Source organism: Streptomyces polyrhachis (assembly GCF_042663125.1).
GTDB classification, from domain to species: Bacteria; Actinomycetota; Actinomycetes; order Streptomycetales; family Streptomycetaceae; genus Streptomyces; species Streptomyces polyrhachii.
On sequence record NZ_JBHSZO010000036.1, the window covers coordinates 40828 to 59266 of the forward strand.

At 70.1% G+C, this 18439-nt stretch carries 17 protein-coding genes; 16 read left to right on the plus strand and 1 reads right to left on the minus strand.

Going from position 1 to position 18439, the window contains the following annotated elements; all coding sequences use genetic code 11:
- Positions 1-43 precede the first annotated feature (43 nt).
- The 15 genes from prfA to ACFQLX_RS20725 all read left to right on the plus strand — a co-directional run bounded on the left by prfA (position 44) and on the right by ACFQLX_RS20725 (position 13800).
- Positions 44-1123: a peptide chain release factor 1 gene (gene prfA, locus ACFQLX_RS20655; protein ID WP_386417292.1), complete on the plus strand. Its 1080-nt coding sequence runs from the start codon at positions 44-46 to the stop codon at positions 1121-1123.
- 33 nt (positions 1124-1156) lie between these two features.
- Complete coding sequence (gene prmC / locus ACFQLX_RS20660) at positions 1157-2038, plus strand: peptide chain release factor N(5)-glutamine methyltransferase (protein WP_386417294.1); 882 nt, start codon at positions 1157-1159, stop codon at positions 2036-2038.
- A gap of 140 nt (positions 2039-2178) precedes the next feature.
- Positions 2179-2826, plus strand: a complete 648-nt coding sequence (locus tag ACFQLX_RS20665) for an L-threonylcarbamoyladenylate synthase (protein WP_386417296.1) — start codon at positions 2179-2181, stop codon at positions 2824-2826.
- A gap of 88 nt (positions 2827-2914) precedes the next feature.
- Entirely contained in the window at positions 2915-3544 is a 630-nt protein-coding gene (locus ACFQLX_RS20670) for an arsenate reductase/protein-tyrosine-phosphatase family protein (protein ID WP_386417298.1), read from the plus strand.
- Between the two features lie 154 nt (positions 3545-3698).
- Positions 3699-4979 carry an MraY family glycosyltransferase gene (locus ACFQLX_RS20675; RefSeq protein WP_386417300.1) on the plus strand — a complete coding sequence of 427 codons (1281 nt, stop codon included), beginning with the start codon at positions 3699-3701 and terminating at the stop codon, positions 4977-4979.
- Between the two features lie 267 nt (positions 4980-5246).
- On the plus strand, positions 5247-5738 hold the full coding sequence (locus ACFQLX_RS20680; protein ID WP_386417302.1) for a hypothetical protein: 492 nt from the start codon (positions 5247-5249) through the stop codon (positions 5736-5738).
- Between the two features lie 235 nt (positions 5739-5973).
- Positions 5974-6792, plus strand: a complete 819-nt coding sequence (atpB, locus tag ACFQLX_RS20685) for a F0F1 ATP synthase subunit A (RefSeq protein ID WP_386417304.1) — start codon at positions 5974-5976, stop codon at positions 6790-6792.
- An 85-nt stretch (positions 6793-6877) separates the two neighbouring features.
- Positions 6878-7108 carry an ATP synthase F0 subunit C gene (atpE, locus tag ACFQLX_RS20690; RefSeq protein ID WP_386417306.1) on the plus strand — a complete coding sequence of 77 codons (231 nt, stop codon included), beginning with the start codon at positions 6878-6880 and terminating at the stop codon, positions 7106-7108.
- A 32-nt stretch (positions 7109-7140) separates the two neighbouring features.
- Positions 7141-7707: a F0F1 ATP synthase subunit B gene (locus ACFQLX_RS20695; RefSeq protein ID WP_386417323.1), complete on the plus strand. Its 567-nt coding sequence runs from the start codon at positions 7141-7143 to the stop codon at positions 7705-7707.
- On the plus strand, positions 7704-8519 hold the full coding sequence (locus ACFQLX_RS20700; RefSeq protein ID WP_386417307.1) for a F0F1 ATP synthase subunit delta: 816 nt from the start codon (positions 7704-7706) through the stop codon (positions 8517-8519). The genes ACFQLX_RS20695 and ACFQLX_RS20700 overlap by 4 nt, the downstream gene beginning before the upstream one ends.
- A gap of 145 nt (positions 8520-8664) precedes the next feature.
- Positions 8665-10239, plus strand: coding sequence for a F0F1 ATP synthase subunit alpha (atpA, locus tag ACFQLX_RS20705; protein ID WP_386417309.1), 1575 nt, complete (start codon positions 8665-8667; stop codon positions 10237-10239).
- Between the two features lie 2 nt (positions 10240-10241).
- Complete coding sequence (locus tag ACFQLX_RS20710) at positions 10242-11174, plus strand: F0F1 ATP synthase subunit gamma (RefSeq protein ID WP_386417311.1); 933 nt, start codon at positions 10242-10244, stop codon at positions 11172-11174.
- A 2-nt stretch (positions 11175-11176) separates the two neighbouring features.
- A complete protein-coding gene (atpD, locus tag ACFQLX_RS20715) occupies positions 11177-12634 on the plus strand; it encodes a F0F1 ATP synthase subunit beta (protein WP_386417312.1) in 1458 nt (485 codons plus the stop codon).
- 102 nt (positions 12635-12736) lie between these two features.
- Entirely contained in the window at positions 12737-13120 is a 384-nt protein-coding gene (locus tag ACFQLX_RS20720; protein ID WP_386417314.1) for a F0F1 ATP synthase subunit epsilon, read from the plus strand.
- A 203-nt stretch (positions 13121-13323) separates the two neighbouring features.
- Positions 13324-13800, plus strand: a complete 477-nt coding sequence (locus ACFQLX_RS20725; protein ID WP_386417316.1) for a DUF2550 domain-containing protein — start codon at positions 13324-13326, stop codon at positions 13798-13800.
- Between the two features lie 614 nt (positions 13801-14414).
- On the opposite strand, the gene ACFQLX_RS20730 is transcribed toward ACFQLX_RS20725, so the two are convergent.
- Entirely contained in the window at positions 14415-16379 is a 1965-nt protein-coding gene (locus tag ACFQLX_RS20730) for a glycoside hydrolase family 18 chitinase (RefSeq protein ID WP_386417325.1), read from the minus strand.
- Between the two features lie 213 nt (positions 16380-16592).
- On the opposite strand from ACFQLX_RS20730, the gene ACFQLX_RS20735 reads away from it, so the two are divergent.
- On the plus strand, positions 16593-18389 hold the full coding sequence (locus tag ACFQLX_RS20735) for a bifunctional metallophosphatase/5'-nucleotidase (RefSeq protein ID WP_386417318.1): 1797 nt from the start codon (positions 16593-16595) through the stop codon (positions 18387-18389).
- Positions 18390-18439: the final 50 nt, after the last annotated feature.

Sequence of the window (18439 nt, forward strand, 5' to 3'; positions counted from 1 at the left end):
CGCTGTACGCGGCCCCCGCCGCCCCTCTCCCTGGAGCCCGCAGATGTTCGAGGCCGTCGAAGAGCTGACCGCCGAACACGCCGATCTCGAGCGCCGCCTCGCCGACCCCGCGGTCCACGGCGACCAGCGCGAGGCGATGCGCCTGAACAAGCGCTACGCCGAGCTGACGCCGATCGTGGGCACGTACCGCCACTGGAAGCAGACCGGCGAGGACATCGACACCGCCAGGGAGCTGTCCGCCGACGATCCGGAGTTCGCCGCCGAGGTCAAGGTGCTGGAGAAGCAGCGCGAGGTGCTGACGGAGAAGCTGCGCATGCTGCTCGTCCCGCGCGACCCCAACGACGACAAGGACGTCCTGCTGGAGATCAAGGCGGGCGCGGGCGGCGACGAGTCGGCCCTCTTCGCCGGCGACCTGCTGCGGATGTACCTGCGCTACGCCGAGCGCGTGGGCTGGAAGACCGAGCTGATCGACGCCACCGAGTCCGAGCTGGGCGGCTACAAGGACGTCCAGGTCGCCGTGAAGACCAAGGGCGGCCAGGGCGCGCTGGAGCCCGGCCAGGGCGTCTGGGCGCGGCTGAAGTACGAGGGCGGCGTGCACCGCGTCCAGCGGGTGCCGGCCACCGAGTCCCAGGGCCGGATCCACACCTCCGCCGCCGGCGTGCTCGTCACGCCCGAGGCCGAGGAGATCGACGTGGAGATCAACCCCAACGACCTGCGCATCGACGTCTACCGCTCCTCCGGCCCCGGCGGCCAGTCGGTCAACACCACCGACTCCGCGGTGCGCATCACGCACCTGCCCACCGGCGTCGTGGCCTCCTGCCAGAACGAGAAGAGCCAGCTGCAGAACAAGGAGCAGGCGATGCGTATCCTTCGCTCCAGGCTGCTCGCCGCCGCGCAGGAGGCCGCGGAGCAGGAGGCGGCCGACGCCCGCCGCAGCCAGGTCCGCACGGTGGACCGCTCGGAGAAGATCCGGACGTACAACTACCCGGAGAACCGCATCTCCGACCACCGGGTCGGCTTCAAGGCGTACAACCTCGACCAGGTCCTCGACGGGGACCTGGACCCGATGATCCAGGCGTGCGTGGACGCGGACGCGGCGGCCAAGCTCGCCTCCGCCCAGTGACGCGTACGGTCAGGAACGACGGAGGGCTCGACAGTGCCGCTTGAGACCGGGGGCCGCCCCGCCGGGGCCCGCAGCGTGCTGCTCGCCGAGGTGGCGCAGGCCACCCAGCGGCTGGCCGACGCCGGAGTGCCCTCGCCGCGCCACGACGCGGAGGAGCTGGCCGCCTGGGTGCACGGGGTCAAGCGCGGCCAGCTGCACCAGGTGGCCGACAGCGAGTTCGACGCCCGCTACTGGGAGGCCGTCGCCCGGCGCGAGGCCCGCGAGCCGCTCCAGCACATCACGGGCCTGGCCTACTTCCGCTACCTGGAGCTGCACGTCGGCCCCGGCGTCTTCGTGCCCCGCCCCGAGACGGAGTCCGTGGTCGGCTGGGCGATAGACGCCGTGCGCGCCATGGACGTGGTCGAGCCGCTCATCGTCGACCTGTGCTCCGGCTCCGGCGCCATCGCCCTGGCCCTGGCCCAGGAGGTGCCGCGCTCGCGCGTGCACGCGGTCGAGCTGGACGAGGGCGCCCTGAAGTGGACCCGCAGGAACGTCGAGGGCAGCCGGGTGCGGCTGCACGCCGGCGACGCGCACACCGCGCTGCCCGAGCTCAACGGCCAGGTCGACCTGGTCGTCAGCAACCCGCCGTACATCCCGCTGACCGAATGGGAGTACGTCGCCCCCGAGGCCCGCGACCACGACCCGCAGCTCGCGCTCTTCTCCGGCGAGGACGGCCTGGACTGCATCCGCGGCATCGAGCGCACCGCCAACCGGCTGCTGCGCCCCGGCGGGGTCGTGGTGGTCGAGCACGCGGACACCCAGGGCGGCCAGGTCCCGTGGATCTTCACCGAGGAGCGCGGCTGGGCCGACGCGGCGGACCACCCGGACCTCAACAACAGACCCAGGTTCGCCACCGCCCGCCGCGTGGCACGCTGAGCGCACCCCCGCCGTCCCGCGCGGGCGGCGGCCGAAGCACCCGGTAGAACCCCGGCAGAACCCACCAGATACCCCAGCACACACGGGCAGCAAGAACCACAGCCCCCACCGCAACGCACCGCACGAGGAGGTTTTCGTCCATGGCACGGCGCTACGACTGCGGCGATCCCACCGACCGCAAGACCGGGCTGCGCGAGGCCGCGTCCGCCGTCCGCCGCGGCGAACTGGTCGTCCTGCCCACCGACACGGTGTACGGCATCGGCGCCGACGCCTTCAGCATCGAGGGCGTCGCCTCCCTGCTGGAGGCCAAGGGCCGCGGGCGGTCCATGCCCACGCCGGTGCTGGTCGGCTCCCCGAACACCCTGCACGGCCTGGTCACCGACCTCTCCGAGGCGGCCTGGGAGCTGGTCGACGCCTTCTGGCCCGGCCCGCTCACCATCGTCGCCAGGCACCAGCCGTCCCTCACCTGGGACCTGGGCGACACCCGCGGCACGGTCGCGATCCGGATGCCCCTGCACCCGGTGGCCATCGAACTGCTCACCGAGGTCGGCCCGATGGGCGTCTCCAGCGCCAACCTCACCGGCCACCCGGCGCCGCAGGACTGCGACGAGGCGCTCGACATGCTCGGCGACTCCGTCTCCGTCTACCTCGACGGCGGCCGCACCCCCCGCAACATCCCCTCCTCCATCGTGGACGTCACCGGCAGGACGCCCGTGCTGCTGCGCGCCGGAGCGCTCAGCGCCGAGCAGCTGCGCGAGGTCGTCCCCGATCTCGAGGTGGCCCCGTGACGAGCCCCCGCTGCCCCCGCCGCCCCCACCGCGCCCGTACTCCCGCCCACCCGTCCGCACCCGACACCGCCGCGCAAGGAACGACTCGTTGACCTCCCCCTACGGGCGTGGCGACGGCTCCTTCCGCATCCTCCACGTCAGCACGGGCAACGTCTGCCGCTCACCGATCACCGAGCGGCTGACCCGCCATGCCCTGGACGTGCGGCTGGGCGCCGCGGCAGCGGACCTCCTCGTGGAGTCCGCGGGGACCTGGGGCCACGAGGGCGCGCGGATGGAGGCCCACGCGGCGACCGTCCTGGCGGAGCTGGGCGCCGAGCCGGCCGGCTTCACCGGCCGTGAGCTGCGCGACGAGCACGTGATCGAGGCCGACCTCGTGCTCACCGCCACCCGCGACCACCGGGCCCAGGTGATCTCCATGGGCCACTCCGCCGGACTGCGCACCTTCACGCTGAAGGAGTTCGCCCGGCTGGTACGGGCGATAGACGCCGCCACCCTGCCCCCGCCGCAGGAGGGCGCCGTGGCCCGCGCCGCCGCCCTGGTACGGGCCGCCGCCGCGCTGCGCGGCTGGCTGCTGGCGCCGAGTGTGGAGGCGGACGAGGTGGGGGACCCGTACGGAGCGCCCCTCAGCTACTTCCGCGCCGTCGGCGAGGAGATCCACCTGGCCCTGGACCCGGTGGTGACGGCGCTGACCGGCGTCCCCGCGCACACCGTCGGCTAGCCGCGCGCCCGCGTGGGGGCGGCGTGTGCAACCAGGAGGCGCCCGCACGGGTCTTCACAGGTGGGGAACAGTCGCACCCCGGGCGGGAGAGCCCCCCGGGGCGAGCGGCTAAGGTGTGGGGCTGGATCGGCTATCGGAACCCGTGGGGCACCCTGTGCGTGAATTTCTGCTGACGCTGTTCATCGCGGCCGCCGTCACGTATCTCCTGACGGGCCCGGTGCGGAAGTTCGCCATCGCGGCCGGTGCCATGCCCGAGATCCGCGACCGCGACGTCCACCGCGAGCCCACCCCCCGCCTCGGCGGCATCGCGATGTTCGGCGGGATGTGCGCGGCGCTGCTGGTCGCCTCCAGGCTGGACGCCTTCAAGTTCGTCTTCGAGCTGAACGAGCCCCGCGCCCTGCTCTCCGGTGCCGCCATCATCTGGATCCTCGGCGTGCTGGACGACAAATGGGGCGTGGACGCCCTGGTCAAGCTGGGCGTGCAGATGGTCGCCGCCGGTGTGATGGTGCTGCAGGGCCTGACGGTCCTGTGGCTGCCGATCCCGACCGTGGGCAACGTCATCCTCACGCCCATGCAGGGCACGCTGCTGACCGTCGCCCTGGTCGTCATCTCGATCAACGCCGTGAACTTCGTCGACGGCCTCGACGGCCTCGCGGCCGGCATGATCGCCATCGCCGCCGCGGCCTTCTTCCTCTACGCCTACCGGATCTGGTACGGCTACGGCATCGAGGCCGCCGCCCCCGCCGCCCTGTTCTCCGCGATCCTGCTGGGCATGTGCCTGGGCTTCCTGCCGCACAACATGCACCCGGCCCGGATCTTCATGGGCGACTCCGGCTCGATGCTGCTGGGCCTCACCCTGGCCGCGGGCGCGATCTCCATCACGGGGCAGGTCGATCCGGACGCCATCGGGATCTTCTTCGACGGCAGCGAGAAGGAGACGGTCAAGGCCACGGTGCCGGTGTTCATCCCGCTGGTGCTCCCGCTGACGATCCTGATGGTCCCGATCGCGGACCTGGTGCTGGCCGTGGTCCGGCGGACCTGGAAGGGCCAGTCCCCGTTCGCCGCCGACCGGGGCCATCTGCACCACCGGCTGCTGGAGATGGGCCACTCCTACATGCGGGCCGTGCTGCTCATGTACTTCGGGGCGGCGCTGGTGGCCTTCGGCATGGTGGCCTTCTCCGTGCAGTTCGACCAGGTGTGGATCCTCTCGGTCGTCGTCGGGCTGAGCGCGGCCGGGATGCTGGTGCTGCTGCTGCCCAACTACCGCCCCCGCGTGCCCGCGTGGGCCCAGCGCTTCGTCCCGCCGAGGTACCGCCGCCCCGCCCCCCGCGCGACCCTCCGGCAGCCCGCCGTACGGGCCGAGGAGGGCGAGCGGGTGCTGGTCGGCGCCACCGCGGTGGGCGAGCGCGGCCGGTGGCGCCGGCCCGGGTCCTGACCCGCCCGCGCCCCGATAGCACGGTTTCGCGCCCATCACCCGCCTACGACACGCCTCTTACTGCGCCCGTGTGACGGCTACCACACTCATTGGGTAAAGCTAGGGTCAAAGACTTTGTGATACCGTTCACGAGAACCCGGTGATGAGCCGAAGGACCGTAGTGCGACGGTTCTCCGACGCTCTGGCCGCACACGCGGCGGCTACGCCCCGGGGATACGCTCGTCAACGACGACCAGTTACTCCCGACTCCCCGCCGGAGATTGCTACATGCAGGTCAACGACGCCCGGATGCTCCGCGGCGCCGCCATCCCGACCGCCCTCGCGGGCCTCGTCGCCGTGATCATCAGTTCACTGGCAGCGGGCGGCAAGGGCGCGATCGGCGCCGCGGCGGCCACGCTGGTGGTGCTGTTCTTCTTCGGGCTCGGCCTGTACGTACTCCAGCGCATCACGCGCAAGCACCCCGAGCTCATCATGGGCGTGGGCATGGTCACCTACGTGCTCCAGCTGCTCCTGCTCGGCGTCGTACTGGCCGTGTTCAAGGACACCGACCTCTTCGACACCAGGGCCTTCGGGCTCACCGTGCTCGGCACGTCCCTGGTGTGGATCGCGGCCATGGGCCGCGGCTACCTCAAGGCGAAGATCCTCTACGTCGAGCCGGAGAGCAGCACGCCCCCCCTCGCCGGCTCCGCCGACCCCTCCTCCGAGAGCCCCTCCGCGAAGGGCGCCGACCGGGGGAACAAGCAGACGGGAGCGCACTGATGAGGGCCGGTGCGAAGACCCGCCCCCGGGACTGCTATCGTCCCGATGCCACGCTGATGTTCGGAGAGGGCTTGAGAGCAGTCCCCAAGCCCGCCGGACGCGTCGCGCAGAGCGCGACCTCCGGTCAGCTGTCCAGTCAGCAGTTCAAGCCCAGTCCAGTGCCGACCCGCGGCCCCGCGCCGCGCCGACACCTTGAGGATGCCGTACAGATGCGCCAGACCGAAGGAGCTCGCCGGTGAGTGCCGACTCCACCACGCTCGCTTTTGACACGAGCTGCAAGATCTTCGTCGACGGCGGTTGCGGATTCCAGGCCCCGGGCCTGCACTCCTTCATCTTCAAGCCGATCTTCTCCGTCGGCGGCTTCGACTTCAACAAGCCGATGCTGCTGGCGATCATCACCACCCTGATCGTGTGCGGCTTCTTCTGGGCGGCGTTCGCCAAGCCGAAGATCGTCCCGGGCAAGGTCCAGATGATCGGCGAGGCCGGCTACGACTTCGTCCGCAAGGGCATCGTCTACGAGACGATGGGCAAGAAGGAGGGCCAGAAGTACGTCCCCTTCATGGTGGCGCTCTTCTTCTTCGTCTGGGTGATGAACCTCTGGTCGATCATCCCGCTCGCCCAGTTCCCGGTGACCTCGATCATCGCCTTCCCCGCCGGCCTCGCGCTCATGGTCTACGTGACCTGGATGAGCCTGACCTTCAAGCGCCACGGCTTCGTCGGCGGCCTGAAGAACCTCACGGGCTACAACAAGGAACTCGGCGCGGTCCTCCCGCTGGTCATGGTCATCGAGTTCTTCTCGAACGTCCTGGTGCGCCCCTTCACCCACGCGGTCCGGCTCTTCGCCAACATGTTCGCCGGCCACCTGCTGCTGGTCATGTTCACCGTGGCCACCTACTTCTTCCTGAACGGCCTGGGCTTCGTCTACGCGCCCGTCTCGTTCATCCTGGTCTGCGTGATGATCGCCTTCGAGCTGTTCATCCAGGCGGTCCAGGCCTACGTCTTCGTGGTGCTCTCCGCCACGTACATCTCCGGTGCCCTCGAAGAGTCGCACTGATCCCCTGAGCGCACAGCTCACCTCTGCCCCACACGCGTCCGGTGGCCAACCCCCACCGGTGAAGATGAAGAGAAGGAAGATCCCAATGGCTGCCATGGAGACCCTCGCCGCCGTCGAAGGCAACATCGGTGCGATCGGCTACGGCCTCGCCGCGATCGGCCCCGGCGTCGGCATCGGCTACATCTTCGGTAACGGCGTCCAGGCCATGGCCCGTCAGCCTGAGGCCGTCGGCCTGATCCGCACCAACATGATCCTGGGCTTCGCCTTCTGTGAGGCGCTCGCCCTTATCGGCATCGTGATGCCGTTCGTCTACTGATACTGCCTCTTCCGACGAAAGGCACAGACGTGCTGAACCTCCAGTACCTGGCGAGCGAGGAGAAGATGAACCCCCTCGTTCCGCCGATGCCGGAACTCGTCATTGGCCTGATCGCCTTCCTCATCGTCTTCGGCCTGCTGGCCAAGAAGCTGCTGCCGAACATCAACAAGGTGCTCGACGAGCGGCACGCCGCCATCGAAGGCGGGATGGAGAAGGCCGAGGCGGCCCAGATCGAGGCCGAGGAGACGCTGCGGCAGTACAAGGAGCAGCTCGCCGAGGCCCAGCGTGAGGCCAACCGGATCCGTGAGAAGGCGCGCGAGGAGGGCGAGCTCATCAAGACCGAGCTGCGCTCCGAGGGCGTCCGCCAGCGCGACGAGATCATCGCCGCCGGGCACACCCAGATCACGGCCGACCAGCGGGCCGCCTCCCTGGCCCTGCGCCAGGACGTGGGCCAGCTCGCGGTGACCCTGGCCGGCAAGCTGGTCGGGGAGTCCCTGGAGGACTACTCCCGCCAGTCCCGCGTCATCGACCGCTTCCTGGACGACCTTGAGGCGAAGGCCGTCGCCGGCGCCGAGAGCGAGACCGGGGCCGCGCGATGAACGGAGCGAGCCGCGAGGCACTGGCCGCCGCCCGGGAGCGACTCGACGCACTGACCGACAACACGTCGGTCGACGCGGCGAAGCTCGCCGACGAGCTGGCCGCCGTCACCGCGCTGCTCGACCGCGAGGTGTCGCTGCGACGGGTCCTCACCGACCCGGCGCAGCCCGGCGAGGCCAAGGCCGAGCTGGTCACCCGCGTGCTGGGCAGCCAGATCGGCGGCGAGGCACTCGACCTCGTCTCCGGCATGGTCCGCTCGCGCTGGTCCGCCTCGCGTGACCTCGTCGACGGGCTCGAAGAGCTCGCCGACACCGCTGACCTGACCGCCGCCCAGCGGGCGGGCAAGCTCGACGAGGTCGAGGACGAGCTGTTCCGGTTCGGCCGGATCGTCGCCGACAACAAGGGCCTGCGCGCCGCGCTGACCGACCGCGCCGGCTCCCCGGCGGCCAAGTCCCAGCTGATCAGGAAGCTGCTGGACGGCAAGGCCGACCCGGTGACCGAGCGGCTGATCGCCCGTCTGGTGAGCGCCCCGCGCGGCCGCGGCCTGGAGGCGGGCCTGGAGTCCCTCTCCAAGCTGGCCGCCGAGCGCCGCAACCGGATGGTCGCGGTCGTCGTCTCCGCGGTGCCGCTGAGCGACACCCAGAAGGAGCGCCTGAGCGCGCTGCTGACCCGGGTGTACGGACGCGGTATGCACCTCAACCTGGACGTGGACCCCGCTGTGATCGGCGGGATCGAGGTCCGGGTCGGTGACGAGGTCATCAACGGCTCCGTCGCCGAGCGCCTGGAAGACGCGGCACGGCGGATGGCCGGCTGACACCGGCCTCGGCCGGCGGTCGGGACGACCTGAAGACCAGAAGAAGAGGTACGGCCCTGGTGGGGCCGACTGCCTGAATTGGGGGGCGACCCCCAGCCCCCCAAAGACAGACTTACGGGCCCAACAAGGAGAGCAGGGAACCCAGATGGCGGAGCTCACGATCCGGCCGGAGGAGATCCGGGACGCGCTGGAGAGCCATGTCCAGGCGTACAAGCCGGACGCGGCCTCGCGCGAGGAGGTCGGCAAGGTCTCGCAGGCGATGGACGGCATCGCGAAGGTCGAGGGTCTTCCCTCGGTCATGGCCAACGAGCTGCTGAAGTTCGAGGACGGGACCCTCGGTCTCGCCCTGAACCTCGAGGAGCGCGAGATCGGTGCGGTCGTCCTCGGCGAGTTCAGCGGCATCGAGGAGGGCCAGCCGGTCACCCGCACCGGAGAGGTCCTCTCCGTGCCGGTCGGCGAGGGCTACCTGGGCCGGGTCGTCGACCCGCTCGGCACCCCGATCGACGGCCTCGGCGAGATCACCGGCATCGAGGGCCGCCGCGCCCTCGAACTGCAGGCCCCCACGGTCATGCAGCGCAAGTCGGTGCACGAGCCGATGGCCACCGGTTACAAGGCCGTCGACTCCATGACGCCGATCGGCCGCGGCCAGCGTCAGCTGATCATCGGCGACCGCCAGACGGGCAAGACCGCCCTGGCGATCGACACGATCATCAACCAGAAGGACAACTGGCGCTCCGGTGACCCGGAGAAGCAGGTCCGCTGCATCTACGTCGCGATCGGCCAGAAGGGCTCCACCATCGCCGGTGTGCGCCAGGCCCTCGCCGACAACGACGCGCTGGAGTACACGACCATCGTCGCCGCCCCGGCGTCGGACCCGGCGGGCTTCAAGTACCTGGCCCCGTACACCGGTTCCGCCATCGGCCAGCAGTGGATGTACCAGGGCAAGCACGTCCTGATCATCTTCGACGACCTGTCCAAGCAGGCCGAGGCCTACCGCTCCGTCTCCCTGCTGCTGCGCCGCCCGCCGGGGCGCGAGGCCTACCCGGGTGACGTCTTCTACCTGCACTCCCGCCTGCTGGAGCGCTGCGCGAAGCTCTCCGACGAGCTGGGCGGCGGCTCGATGACCGGTCTGCCGATCATCGAGACCAAGGCCAACGACGTCTCGGCGTACATCCCGACCAACGTCATCTCCATCACCGACGGCCAGTGCTTCCTGGAGTCCGACCTGTTCAACTCGGGCCAGCGCCCGGCGCTGAACGTCGGTATCTCGGTCTCCCGTGTCGGTGGCGCGGCCCAGCACCCGGCGATGAAGCAGGTCGCCGGCCCGCTGAAGCTGAACCTCGCGCAGTTCCGCGAGCTGGAGGCGTTCGCCGCCTTCGGCTCCGACCTCGACGCGGCCTCCAAGGCCCAGCTCGAGCGCGGTCAGCGCATGATGGAGCTGATGAAGCAGCCGCAGTACGACCCCTACCCGGTCGAGGACGAGGTCGTCTCCGTGTGGGCCGGCACGAACGGCAAGATGGACGACGTCCCCGTTGCCGACATCCGCCGCTTCGAGCGCGAGCTGCTGGACTACCTGCACCGCGACCACAAGGGCCTGATGACCACGATCGTCGAGGGCGGCAAGATGAAGCCCGAGACGCTCCAGGCCATGGAAGAGGCCGTGGACGCCTTCAAGCCCCAGTTCGAGACCTCGGACGGCAAGCTGCTGGGCGAGGGCTGAGCATGGGAGCCCAGCTTCGGGTCTACAAGCGGCGGATCCGCTCCGTCACTGCGACCAAGAAGATCACCAAGGCGATGGAGATGATCGCCGCCTCCCGCGTCATCAAGGCGCAGCGGCAGGTGGCGGCCTCCACCCCCTACGCGACCGAGCTCACCCACGCGGTGGCAGCGGTGGCTTCGGGCTCTGACACCAAGCACCCGCTGACCACCGAAGCCGACCAGCCCGTCCGCGCCGCGGTCCTGCTCATCACGAGCGACCGCGGCCTGGCCGGGGGGTACTCCTCCAACGCCATCAAGCAGGCGGAGCGCCTTTCCGCCAAGCTGACCGGCGAGGGCAAGGCCGTCGAGAACTACATCGTCGGCCGCAAGGGTGTCTCGTACTACAACTTCCGCGAGAAGCCGATCGCGCAGTCGTGGACGGGGTTCTCCGACAGCCCGACCTACGCGGACGCGAAGAAGATCGCCGCACCGCTGATCGAGGCCCTCTCCAAGGAGACCTCGGAGGGCGGCGTCGACGAGATCCACATCGTCTTCACCGAGTTCCACTCGATGATGACGCAGACCGCCGTGGACAAGCGCCTGCTGCCGCTCTCCCTCGACAAGAACGCCGAGGACGCGGAGGTCTTCGAGCAGGCCAAGGAGGGGCAGTACCACGCCCTCTACGACTTCGAGCCCTCCACGGAGGCGGTGCTCGACGCGCTGCTCCCGCGGTACGTCGAGAGCCGGATCTACAACGCGATGCTGCAGTCCGCCGCTTCCGAGCACGCGGCCCGCCGCCGGGCGATGAAGTCGGCGACCGACAACGCGGAGGACCTCATCAAGTCGCTCACGCGGCTTGCCAACGCGGCCCGCCAGGCCGAAATCACCCAGGAAATCAGCGAGATCGTCGGAGGCGCCAACGCCCTGGCCGACGCAACCGCGGGGAGTGACCGCTAATCATGACCACTGCCACGAAGCCCAAGCCCGCCGAGGCCGCCGCGGCGACCGGCCGGGTCGCGCGGGTCATCGGCCCGGTTGTCGACGTGGAGTTCCCCGTCGACGCGATGCCGGAGATCTACAACGCGCTCAAGACCGAGGTCGCCGACCCGACCGAGGACGGCAAGACCAAGACCCTGACGCTCGAGGTCGCACAGCACCTCGGTGAGGGTCTGGTCCGCGCCATCTCGATGCAGCCCACCGACGGTCTGGTCCGCCAGAACCCGGTGCGCGACACCGGCGAGGGCATCACCGTGCCCGTCGGCGACGTCACCAAGGGCCGGGTCTTCAACACCCTCGGCGAGATCCTCAACGACGACGTCGCGGACTCCGAGATCAAGGAGCGCTGGCCGATCCACCGCAAGGCTCCCGCGTTCAAGGACCTGGAGCCCCGGACCGAGATGTTCGAGACGGGCCTGAAGGTCGTCGACCTTCTCACCCCGTACGTCAAGGGCGGAAAGATCGGTCTGTTCGGTGGTGCCGGTGTCGGCAAGACCGTGCTGATCCAGGAAATGATCATGCGTGTGGCGAAGCTGCACGAGGGTGTGTCGGTCTTCGCCGGCGTCGGTGAGCGTACCCGTGAGGGCAACGACCTCATCGCGGAGATGACCGAGTCGGGCGTGCTGCCGCAGACCGCCCTGGTCTTCGGTCAGATGGACGAGCCGCCGGGCACCCGTCTGCGGGTCGCGCTGGCCGGTCTGACCATGGCGGAGTACTTCCGCGATGTGCAGAAGCAGGACGTGCTGTTCTTCATCGACAACATCTTCCGCTTCACCCAGGCCGGTTCCGAGGTCTCCACGCTGCTCGGCCGGATGCCCTCCGCGGTGGGCTACCAGCCCAACCTGGCCGACGAGATGGGTCTCCTCCAGGAGCGCATCACCTCGACCCGCGGTCACTCCATCACCTCGATGCAGGCGATCTACGTCCCCGCGGACGACCTGACCGACCCGGCTCCGGCGACCACCTTCGCGCACCTCGACGCGACGACGGTGCTCTCCCGGCCGATCTCGGAGAAGGGCATCTACCCCGCGGTGGACCCGCTGGACTCCACCTCGCGAGTCCTGGACCCGCGCTACATCTCGCAGGAGCACTACGACTGCGCGATCCGCGTCAAGGGGATCCTGCAGAAGTACAAGGACCTGCAGGACATCATCGCGATCCTGGGTATCGACGAGCTGTCCGAGGAGGACAAGCTGGTCGTCTCCCGCGCCCGCCGCATCGAGCGCTTCCTGTCGCAGAACACCCACGCTGCCAAGCAGTTCACGGGTGTCGACGGCTCGGACGTGCCGCTGGACGAGACCATCACGGCGTTCAACGCGATCGCCAACGGTGACTACGACCACTTCCCCGAGCAGGCGTTCTTCATGTGCGGTGGCCTGGACGACCTCAAGAAGAAGGCCAAGGAGCTGGGCGTCAGCTGACGCCCCGGCCCCTCCCGGCGGCGGCAGGCAGGAACCACAAGTCTGCCGCCACCGGGGACGCCAACCAGATATTCTCTGTGAAATCCCAGTTGAGGAGCCATCGTGGCTGAGCTGCACGTCGAGTTGGTCGCCGCGGACCGCAAGGTCTGGTCCGGTCAGGCCTCCTTGGTCGTCGCGCGCACCCCGTCCGGTGACATCGGCATCATGCCGGGGCACCAGCCGCTGCTCGGCGTGCTGGAGTCCGGCCCGGTGACGATCCGCACCACGGGCGAGAGCGGGTCGGGAACGGTCGTGGCCGCCGCGCACGGCGGCTTCGTCTCCTTCGCCGACAACAAGCTCTCGCTGCTGGCGGAGATCGCCGAGCTTTCCGACGAGGTCGACGTCGACCGCGCACAGCGGGCGCTGGAGCGGGCGAAGGCGGACGACGACGCGCACGCGCAGCGGCGCGCCGAGGTCCGGCTCGCCGCTGTGGCGGGTGACCGGTAGTCGCTGCGCGGTGCGGGGGCTCGCCCCTGTGACGCGGTAGCGGTAGAAGTACGGCCCTCAGCCGCGGGCCGCTCCTGCTCGACTTTCGTCGGTGGGAGCGGCCCGCGGCTGAGGCGATGCAAGGGCAGGTTCGGACAGCGGGCCCCGCTGTCCGTGTTCGTGTTCGTGTTCGCGGTGCGGGAGAGGCGAGGAGGTCGATGGACATGGTCCTCGCTCTGGTGCTGATCGGATGTCTGGTGGTGCTCGCGCTGGCCGGGCTGTTCGCCTTCGGGCTGCGGCGGCGGTTGATCCAGCGGGCGGGCGGCACGTTCGACTGCAGCCTGCGGGTCGCCCCCGAGCCTGCGGAGGGGGGCGAGTCGCGGGGGGCGGTCGTCAAGGAGGAGGACGGCAAGGGGTGGGCCTACGGGGTCGCCCGCTACTCCGGGGACGCGATCGAGTGGTTCCGGGTCTTCTCCTACTCGCCCCGGCCCCGGCGGGTGCTGGCGCGCGACGCGATCGAGGTGCTGGCGCGGCGGGCTCCCGAGGGGGAGGAGGAGCTTGCGCTCCTGTCCGACGCGGTGGTGCTGGTGTGTCGCTGCGGGGGGGAGCGGCTCGAACTGGCGATGTCGGAGGATGCGCTCACCGGGTTTCTGGCGTGGTTGGAGGCGGCACCTCCCGGCCAGCGGGTGAACGTGGCCTGATCGACCGGGGGTTGCTTTCCTCCACCGCGGGTCACCTCCCGCTCCGGGGGCTCCGCCCCCGACCCCCCGAATCGGCGCTCCGCGCCTCTGGCCTCAAACGCCGGCCGGGCTCCATCGGCGCTGCGCGCCTCGTGCTCAAACGCCGCACGGGCTTTGTCGGCGCTTCGCGCCTCGGCCTCAAACGCCGGCCGGGCTCTATCGGCGCTTCGCGCCTTGTGCTCAAACGCCGCACGGGCTTTGTCGGCGCTTCGCGCCTCGGCCTCAAACGCCGGCCGGGCTCTATCGGCGCTGCGCGCCTTGTGCTCAAACGCCGCACGGGCTTTGGTGGTGCTGCGTGGTTTGGCCTCGACGTCGGTTCGGGTGGGGGTGGGCTTGGGTCTACTCCAAGCCCGGCCGGCGTTTGAGGCCATGGCGCGTAGCGCCATTCCAGCCTGGCCGGCGTTTGAGGCCGAGGTGCGTAGCACCGATGACAGCCTGGCCGGCGTTTGAGGCCAGAGGCGCGGAGCGCCGATTCGGGGGGTCGGGGGCGGAGCCCCCGGAGCGGGGAGTGACCGGTGGTACGGGGGCCCGGCGCCGCGGGGGCGACGCCGGGGAGCCGGGCCCCCGTCAGGGCGTCAGCCCAGGCCCGCGCGGATCGCGGACGCGAGTTCGCCGCCAGGCGTGTCGCCGCTGAACTCCCAGAAGAACGCCCCGCCGAGCCCCTGCGAGCGGGCGTAGGACATCTTGCCCGCGATCGTGGCCGGGGTGTCGTAACTCCACCAGTTCGACCCGCACTTGGCGTACGCCGTCCCCGCCGCCGTGCCCGTCGCGGGACACGTGGACCGCAGGACCTTGTAGTCCTCGATGCCCTGCTCGTACGTCCCGGGCGCCGGCCCCGTCGCCGAGCCGCCGGGGGCGGACTGGGTGACGCCGGTCCAGCCGCGGCCGTAGAAGCCGATGCCCAGCAGGAGCTTGGCCGCGGGGACGCCCTTGCCCTTGAGCTTCTGGATCGCCGCGTCGGAGTGGAAGCCCGCGATCGGGATGCCCGGGTAGGAGGTCAGCGGGGAGTGGGGGGCGGTGGGGCCGGTGTTCGCCCAGGCGCCGAAGTAGTCGTACGTCATCACGTTGTACCAGTCCACGGACGCCGCCGCGCCGCCGTAGTCCGCTGCGTCGATCTTGCCGCCCGAGGTGCCGTCCGCCGTGATCGCCGCGGTGACGAGCTTGCCGGCGAACTTCGAACGCAGCGCCTGCATCAGCGACTTGAAGGAGGAGAAGCCGGAGCTGTCGCAGCTCAGACCGCAGGCGTTGGGGTACTCCCAGTCGATGTCGATGCCGTCGAACAGGCCCGCCCACTTGGGGTTGAAGACCACGTCGTGGCAGGACTGGGCGAAGGCCGCCGGGTTGGCCGCCGCCTGGCCGAAGCCGCCGGAGTAGGTCCAGCCGCCGAAGGAGTACAGGATCTTGATGTGCGGGTACGCCCGCTTCAGCTTCAGCAGCTGGTTGAAGTTGCCGCGCAGCGGCTGGTCCCAGGTGTCCGCGACGCCGTCCACGCTCTGGTCGGCGGTGTACGCCTTGTCGGTGGCGGCGTAGGCGTCGTCCAGCACGCACTGGCCGTTCTTCACGTTGCCGAAGGCGTAGTTGATGTGCGTGATCTTCGCCGCGGAGCCGGAGGTCACCAGGTTCTTGACGTGGTAGTTGCGCCCGTAGACGCCCCACTCGGTGAAGTAGCCCAGGCTGGTCTTGCCGGCCCCGCCGGGCGGCGGCTCCCCGCCGCCCCCGCCGGTGGTGGTCACCGAGCGCGCGCCGCTGGGCGGGCCGAGCTGGTCGGCGGTGTCGCGGGCGCGGACCGTGTAGCTGTAGGTGCTGCCGGCGCTCAGGCCGGTGCTGGTGTGGGAGGTGCCGGTGACGGTGGCGACAACGGCGCCGTCGCGGAGCACGTCGTAGTTCCGCACGCCGTGGTCGTCGGTGGCCGCCGTCCAGTTCAGCGTCACCGAGGTGTCGGTCACGTTCGAGGCGGCCGGGGTGCCGGGGGCGGTGGGCGGGTTGTCGCCGGGCTGGCCGCCGCCGCTGCCGTCGCAGGCCGCGCCGTTGACCGTACAGCCCGAAGGGGAGCCGGGGCCCGCGCCGTTGAAGCCGAAGCTGACCGAGGCGCCGGGGGACAGGGTGCCGTTCCAGGACTTGTTGCGGGCCGTCCAGGTGGTGCCCGAGCCGGTCACGTCCGCGTCCCAGGCGGAGGCCACCGAGGTGCCCGCGGGGAAGGTCCAGGACACGGTCCAGCTGCTGATGCCCGTGGTGCCGGTGTTCTTCACCGTCCACTTGCCCTCGAAGCCGGTGCCCCAGTCCTGGACCTTGGTGTAGGTCGCGGTGGCGCCGGCCGCCTGCGCGGCGGGCGCGAGGACGACCAGGGCCGTGAGGGGGAGCAGGAGGGCCGCGAGCAGGGCGCCGATACGGCCGCCGCGGAGGAAGGGGCGGAAGGGGCGGAAGGGGCGGAAGGGTCTCTTGGTAGCGCTGGGGGATCTCAAGGGTGCTCCTCGAGTGAGGTCCGGTGATGGGGGGTTGGGACCTGCGTCGCCCGGTGAGCGTCGTCGTCGCGCTGTCATGCTCACCGCATTACGGGGGAGCGTAGGGAAGGTCTGGACCAATCGTCAATAGGTCTGGACCACGTAAAGTCCTTCGTGCTATGGCCCCCCGGCCGCGCGATCGGATGTCGTCTTCACCTGATCGCAACCGGGCGCATCTGGTGCACGGCGGGCGGGGTAGGCAGAATCTACGCGCGTAAGTTCACCGTGGAATCGTCGAGGGGATCCACCTCCATGCCGCTCAACCGCCGTACCTTCCTGGCCCGCTCCGCCGCCGCTTCGGCCGGCGTCGGACTGGCCGTGTCCGCCGTGCCCGAGGTCGCCGCGGCCGCTCCCGCCGCGACGGGCGCCAAGACGTACAGGTTCACGGTGATGGGCACCACCGACCTGCACGGCAACGTCTTCAACTGGGACTACTTCACCGACGCCGAGTTCACCGACAAGGCGAACAACGACGTCGGCCTGGCGAAGATATCCACGCTGGTCAACCAGGTCCGCGAGGCGAAGGGCGCCGCCAACACCCTGCTCATCGACGCCGGCGACACCATCCAGGGCACCCAGCTGTCGTACTACTACGCCAAGGTCGACCCGATCACCGCCAAGGGCGGCCCGGTCCACCCGATGGCGCAGGCCATGAACAGGATCGGCTACGACGCGGCGGCGCTGGGCAACCACGAGTTCAACTACGGCATCCCGGTGCTGCGCAGGTTCGAGGAGCAGTGCGAGTTCCCGCTGCTCGGCGCCAACGCGCTGGACGCCAAGACGCTCAAGCCGGCCTTCCCCCCGTACTCGATGCACGTTTTGCGCACCCCGCTGGGCCGCGACGTCAAGGTCGCCGTGCTCGGGCTCACCAACCCGGGCATCGCCATCTGGGACAAGGCCAACGTCGAGGGCAGGATGGTCTTTCCCGGGCTGGAGGAGCAGGCCGCGTACTACGTGCCCCGGCTGCGCTCCATGGGCGCCGACGTCGTCATCGTCTCCGCGCACTCCGGCTCCAGCGGCACCTCCTCCTACGGTGACGCGCTGCCGTACATCGAGAACGCCGCCGCCCTGGTCGCCGAGCAGGTGGCGGGCATCGACGCGATCCTGGTCGGCCACGCGCACACCGAGATCCCCGAGTACCGCGTCGCCAACAAGAAGACCGGCAAGGAGGTCGTCCTGTCCGAGCCGCTGAAGTGGGGCCAGCGCCTGACCCTCTTCGACTTCGAGCTGGAGTGGGTGCGCGGCGCCTGGAAGGTCGCGCACGTCGGCGCCTCGGTGCTGAACTCCAACACCGTCGCCGAGGACCCGGCGATCGTGGGGCTGCTCTCCGACGAGCACACGAAGGTCGTGGAGTACGTCAACCAGGTCATCGGCACCAACGACGCCGAGATGCGCTCGGCCGAGGCGCCCTGGAAGGACGTCGCGATCATCGACCTGATCAACCACATCCAGGTCGCGGCGGTCCGCGAGGCCCTCGCCGGCACGGCGCACGCGGCGCTGCCCGTCCTGTCGCAGGCGGCCTGCTTCTCGCGCAGCGCCCTCATCCCGGCCGGGCAGGTCACCATCCGCGACGTGGCGGGGCTGTACGTCTTCGAGAACACCCTGGAGGCGCGCATCCTCACCGGTGCGCAGATCCGGGACTACCTGGAGTTCTCCGCGCGCTACTACGTCCAGACGGCCGCCGGGGACGCCTTGGACACCGCGAAGATCACCAACGCGGGTGGCACGCCGGACTACAACTACGACGTGGTCAGCGGCATCTCGTACGAGATCGACATCGCCCAGCCGGCCGGCTCGCGGATCAGGAACGTCACCTTCCAGGGCGCCCCGCTGGACGACGCGGCGCGCTTCGTGCTGGCGGTGAACAACTACCGCGCCAACGGCGGCGGCAACTTCCCGCACGTGGCGAAGGCGGAGAAGGTCTGGGCGAACTCCGACGAGATCCGCAACACGATGATCGCCTGGGTGAAGGCCAAGGGCGCGATCACGCAGACGGAGTTCGCCTCGGTGGACTGGAAGCTGACCCGCGACGGGGTTCCCGCCTTCTGAGAGGCTGTTGCCGAACCCCCGTCGTCCGCGCGAAGCGCGGGCGCAGCGGC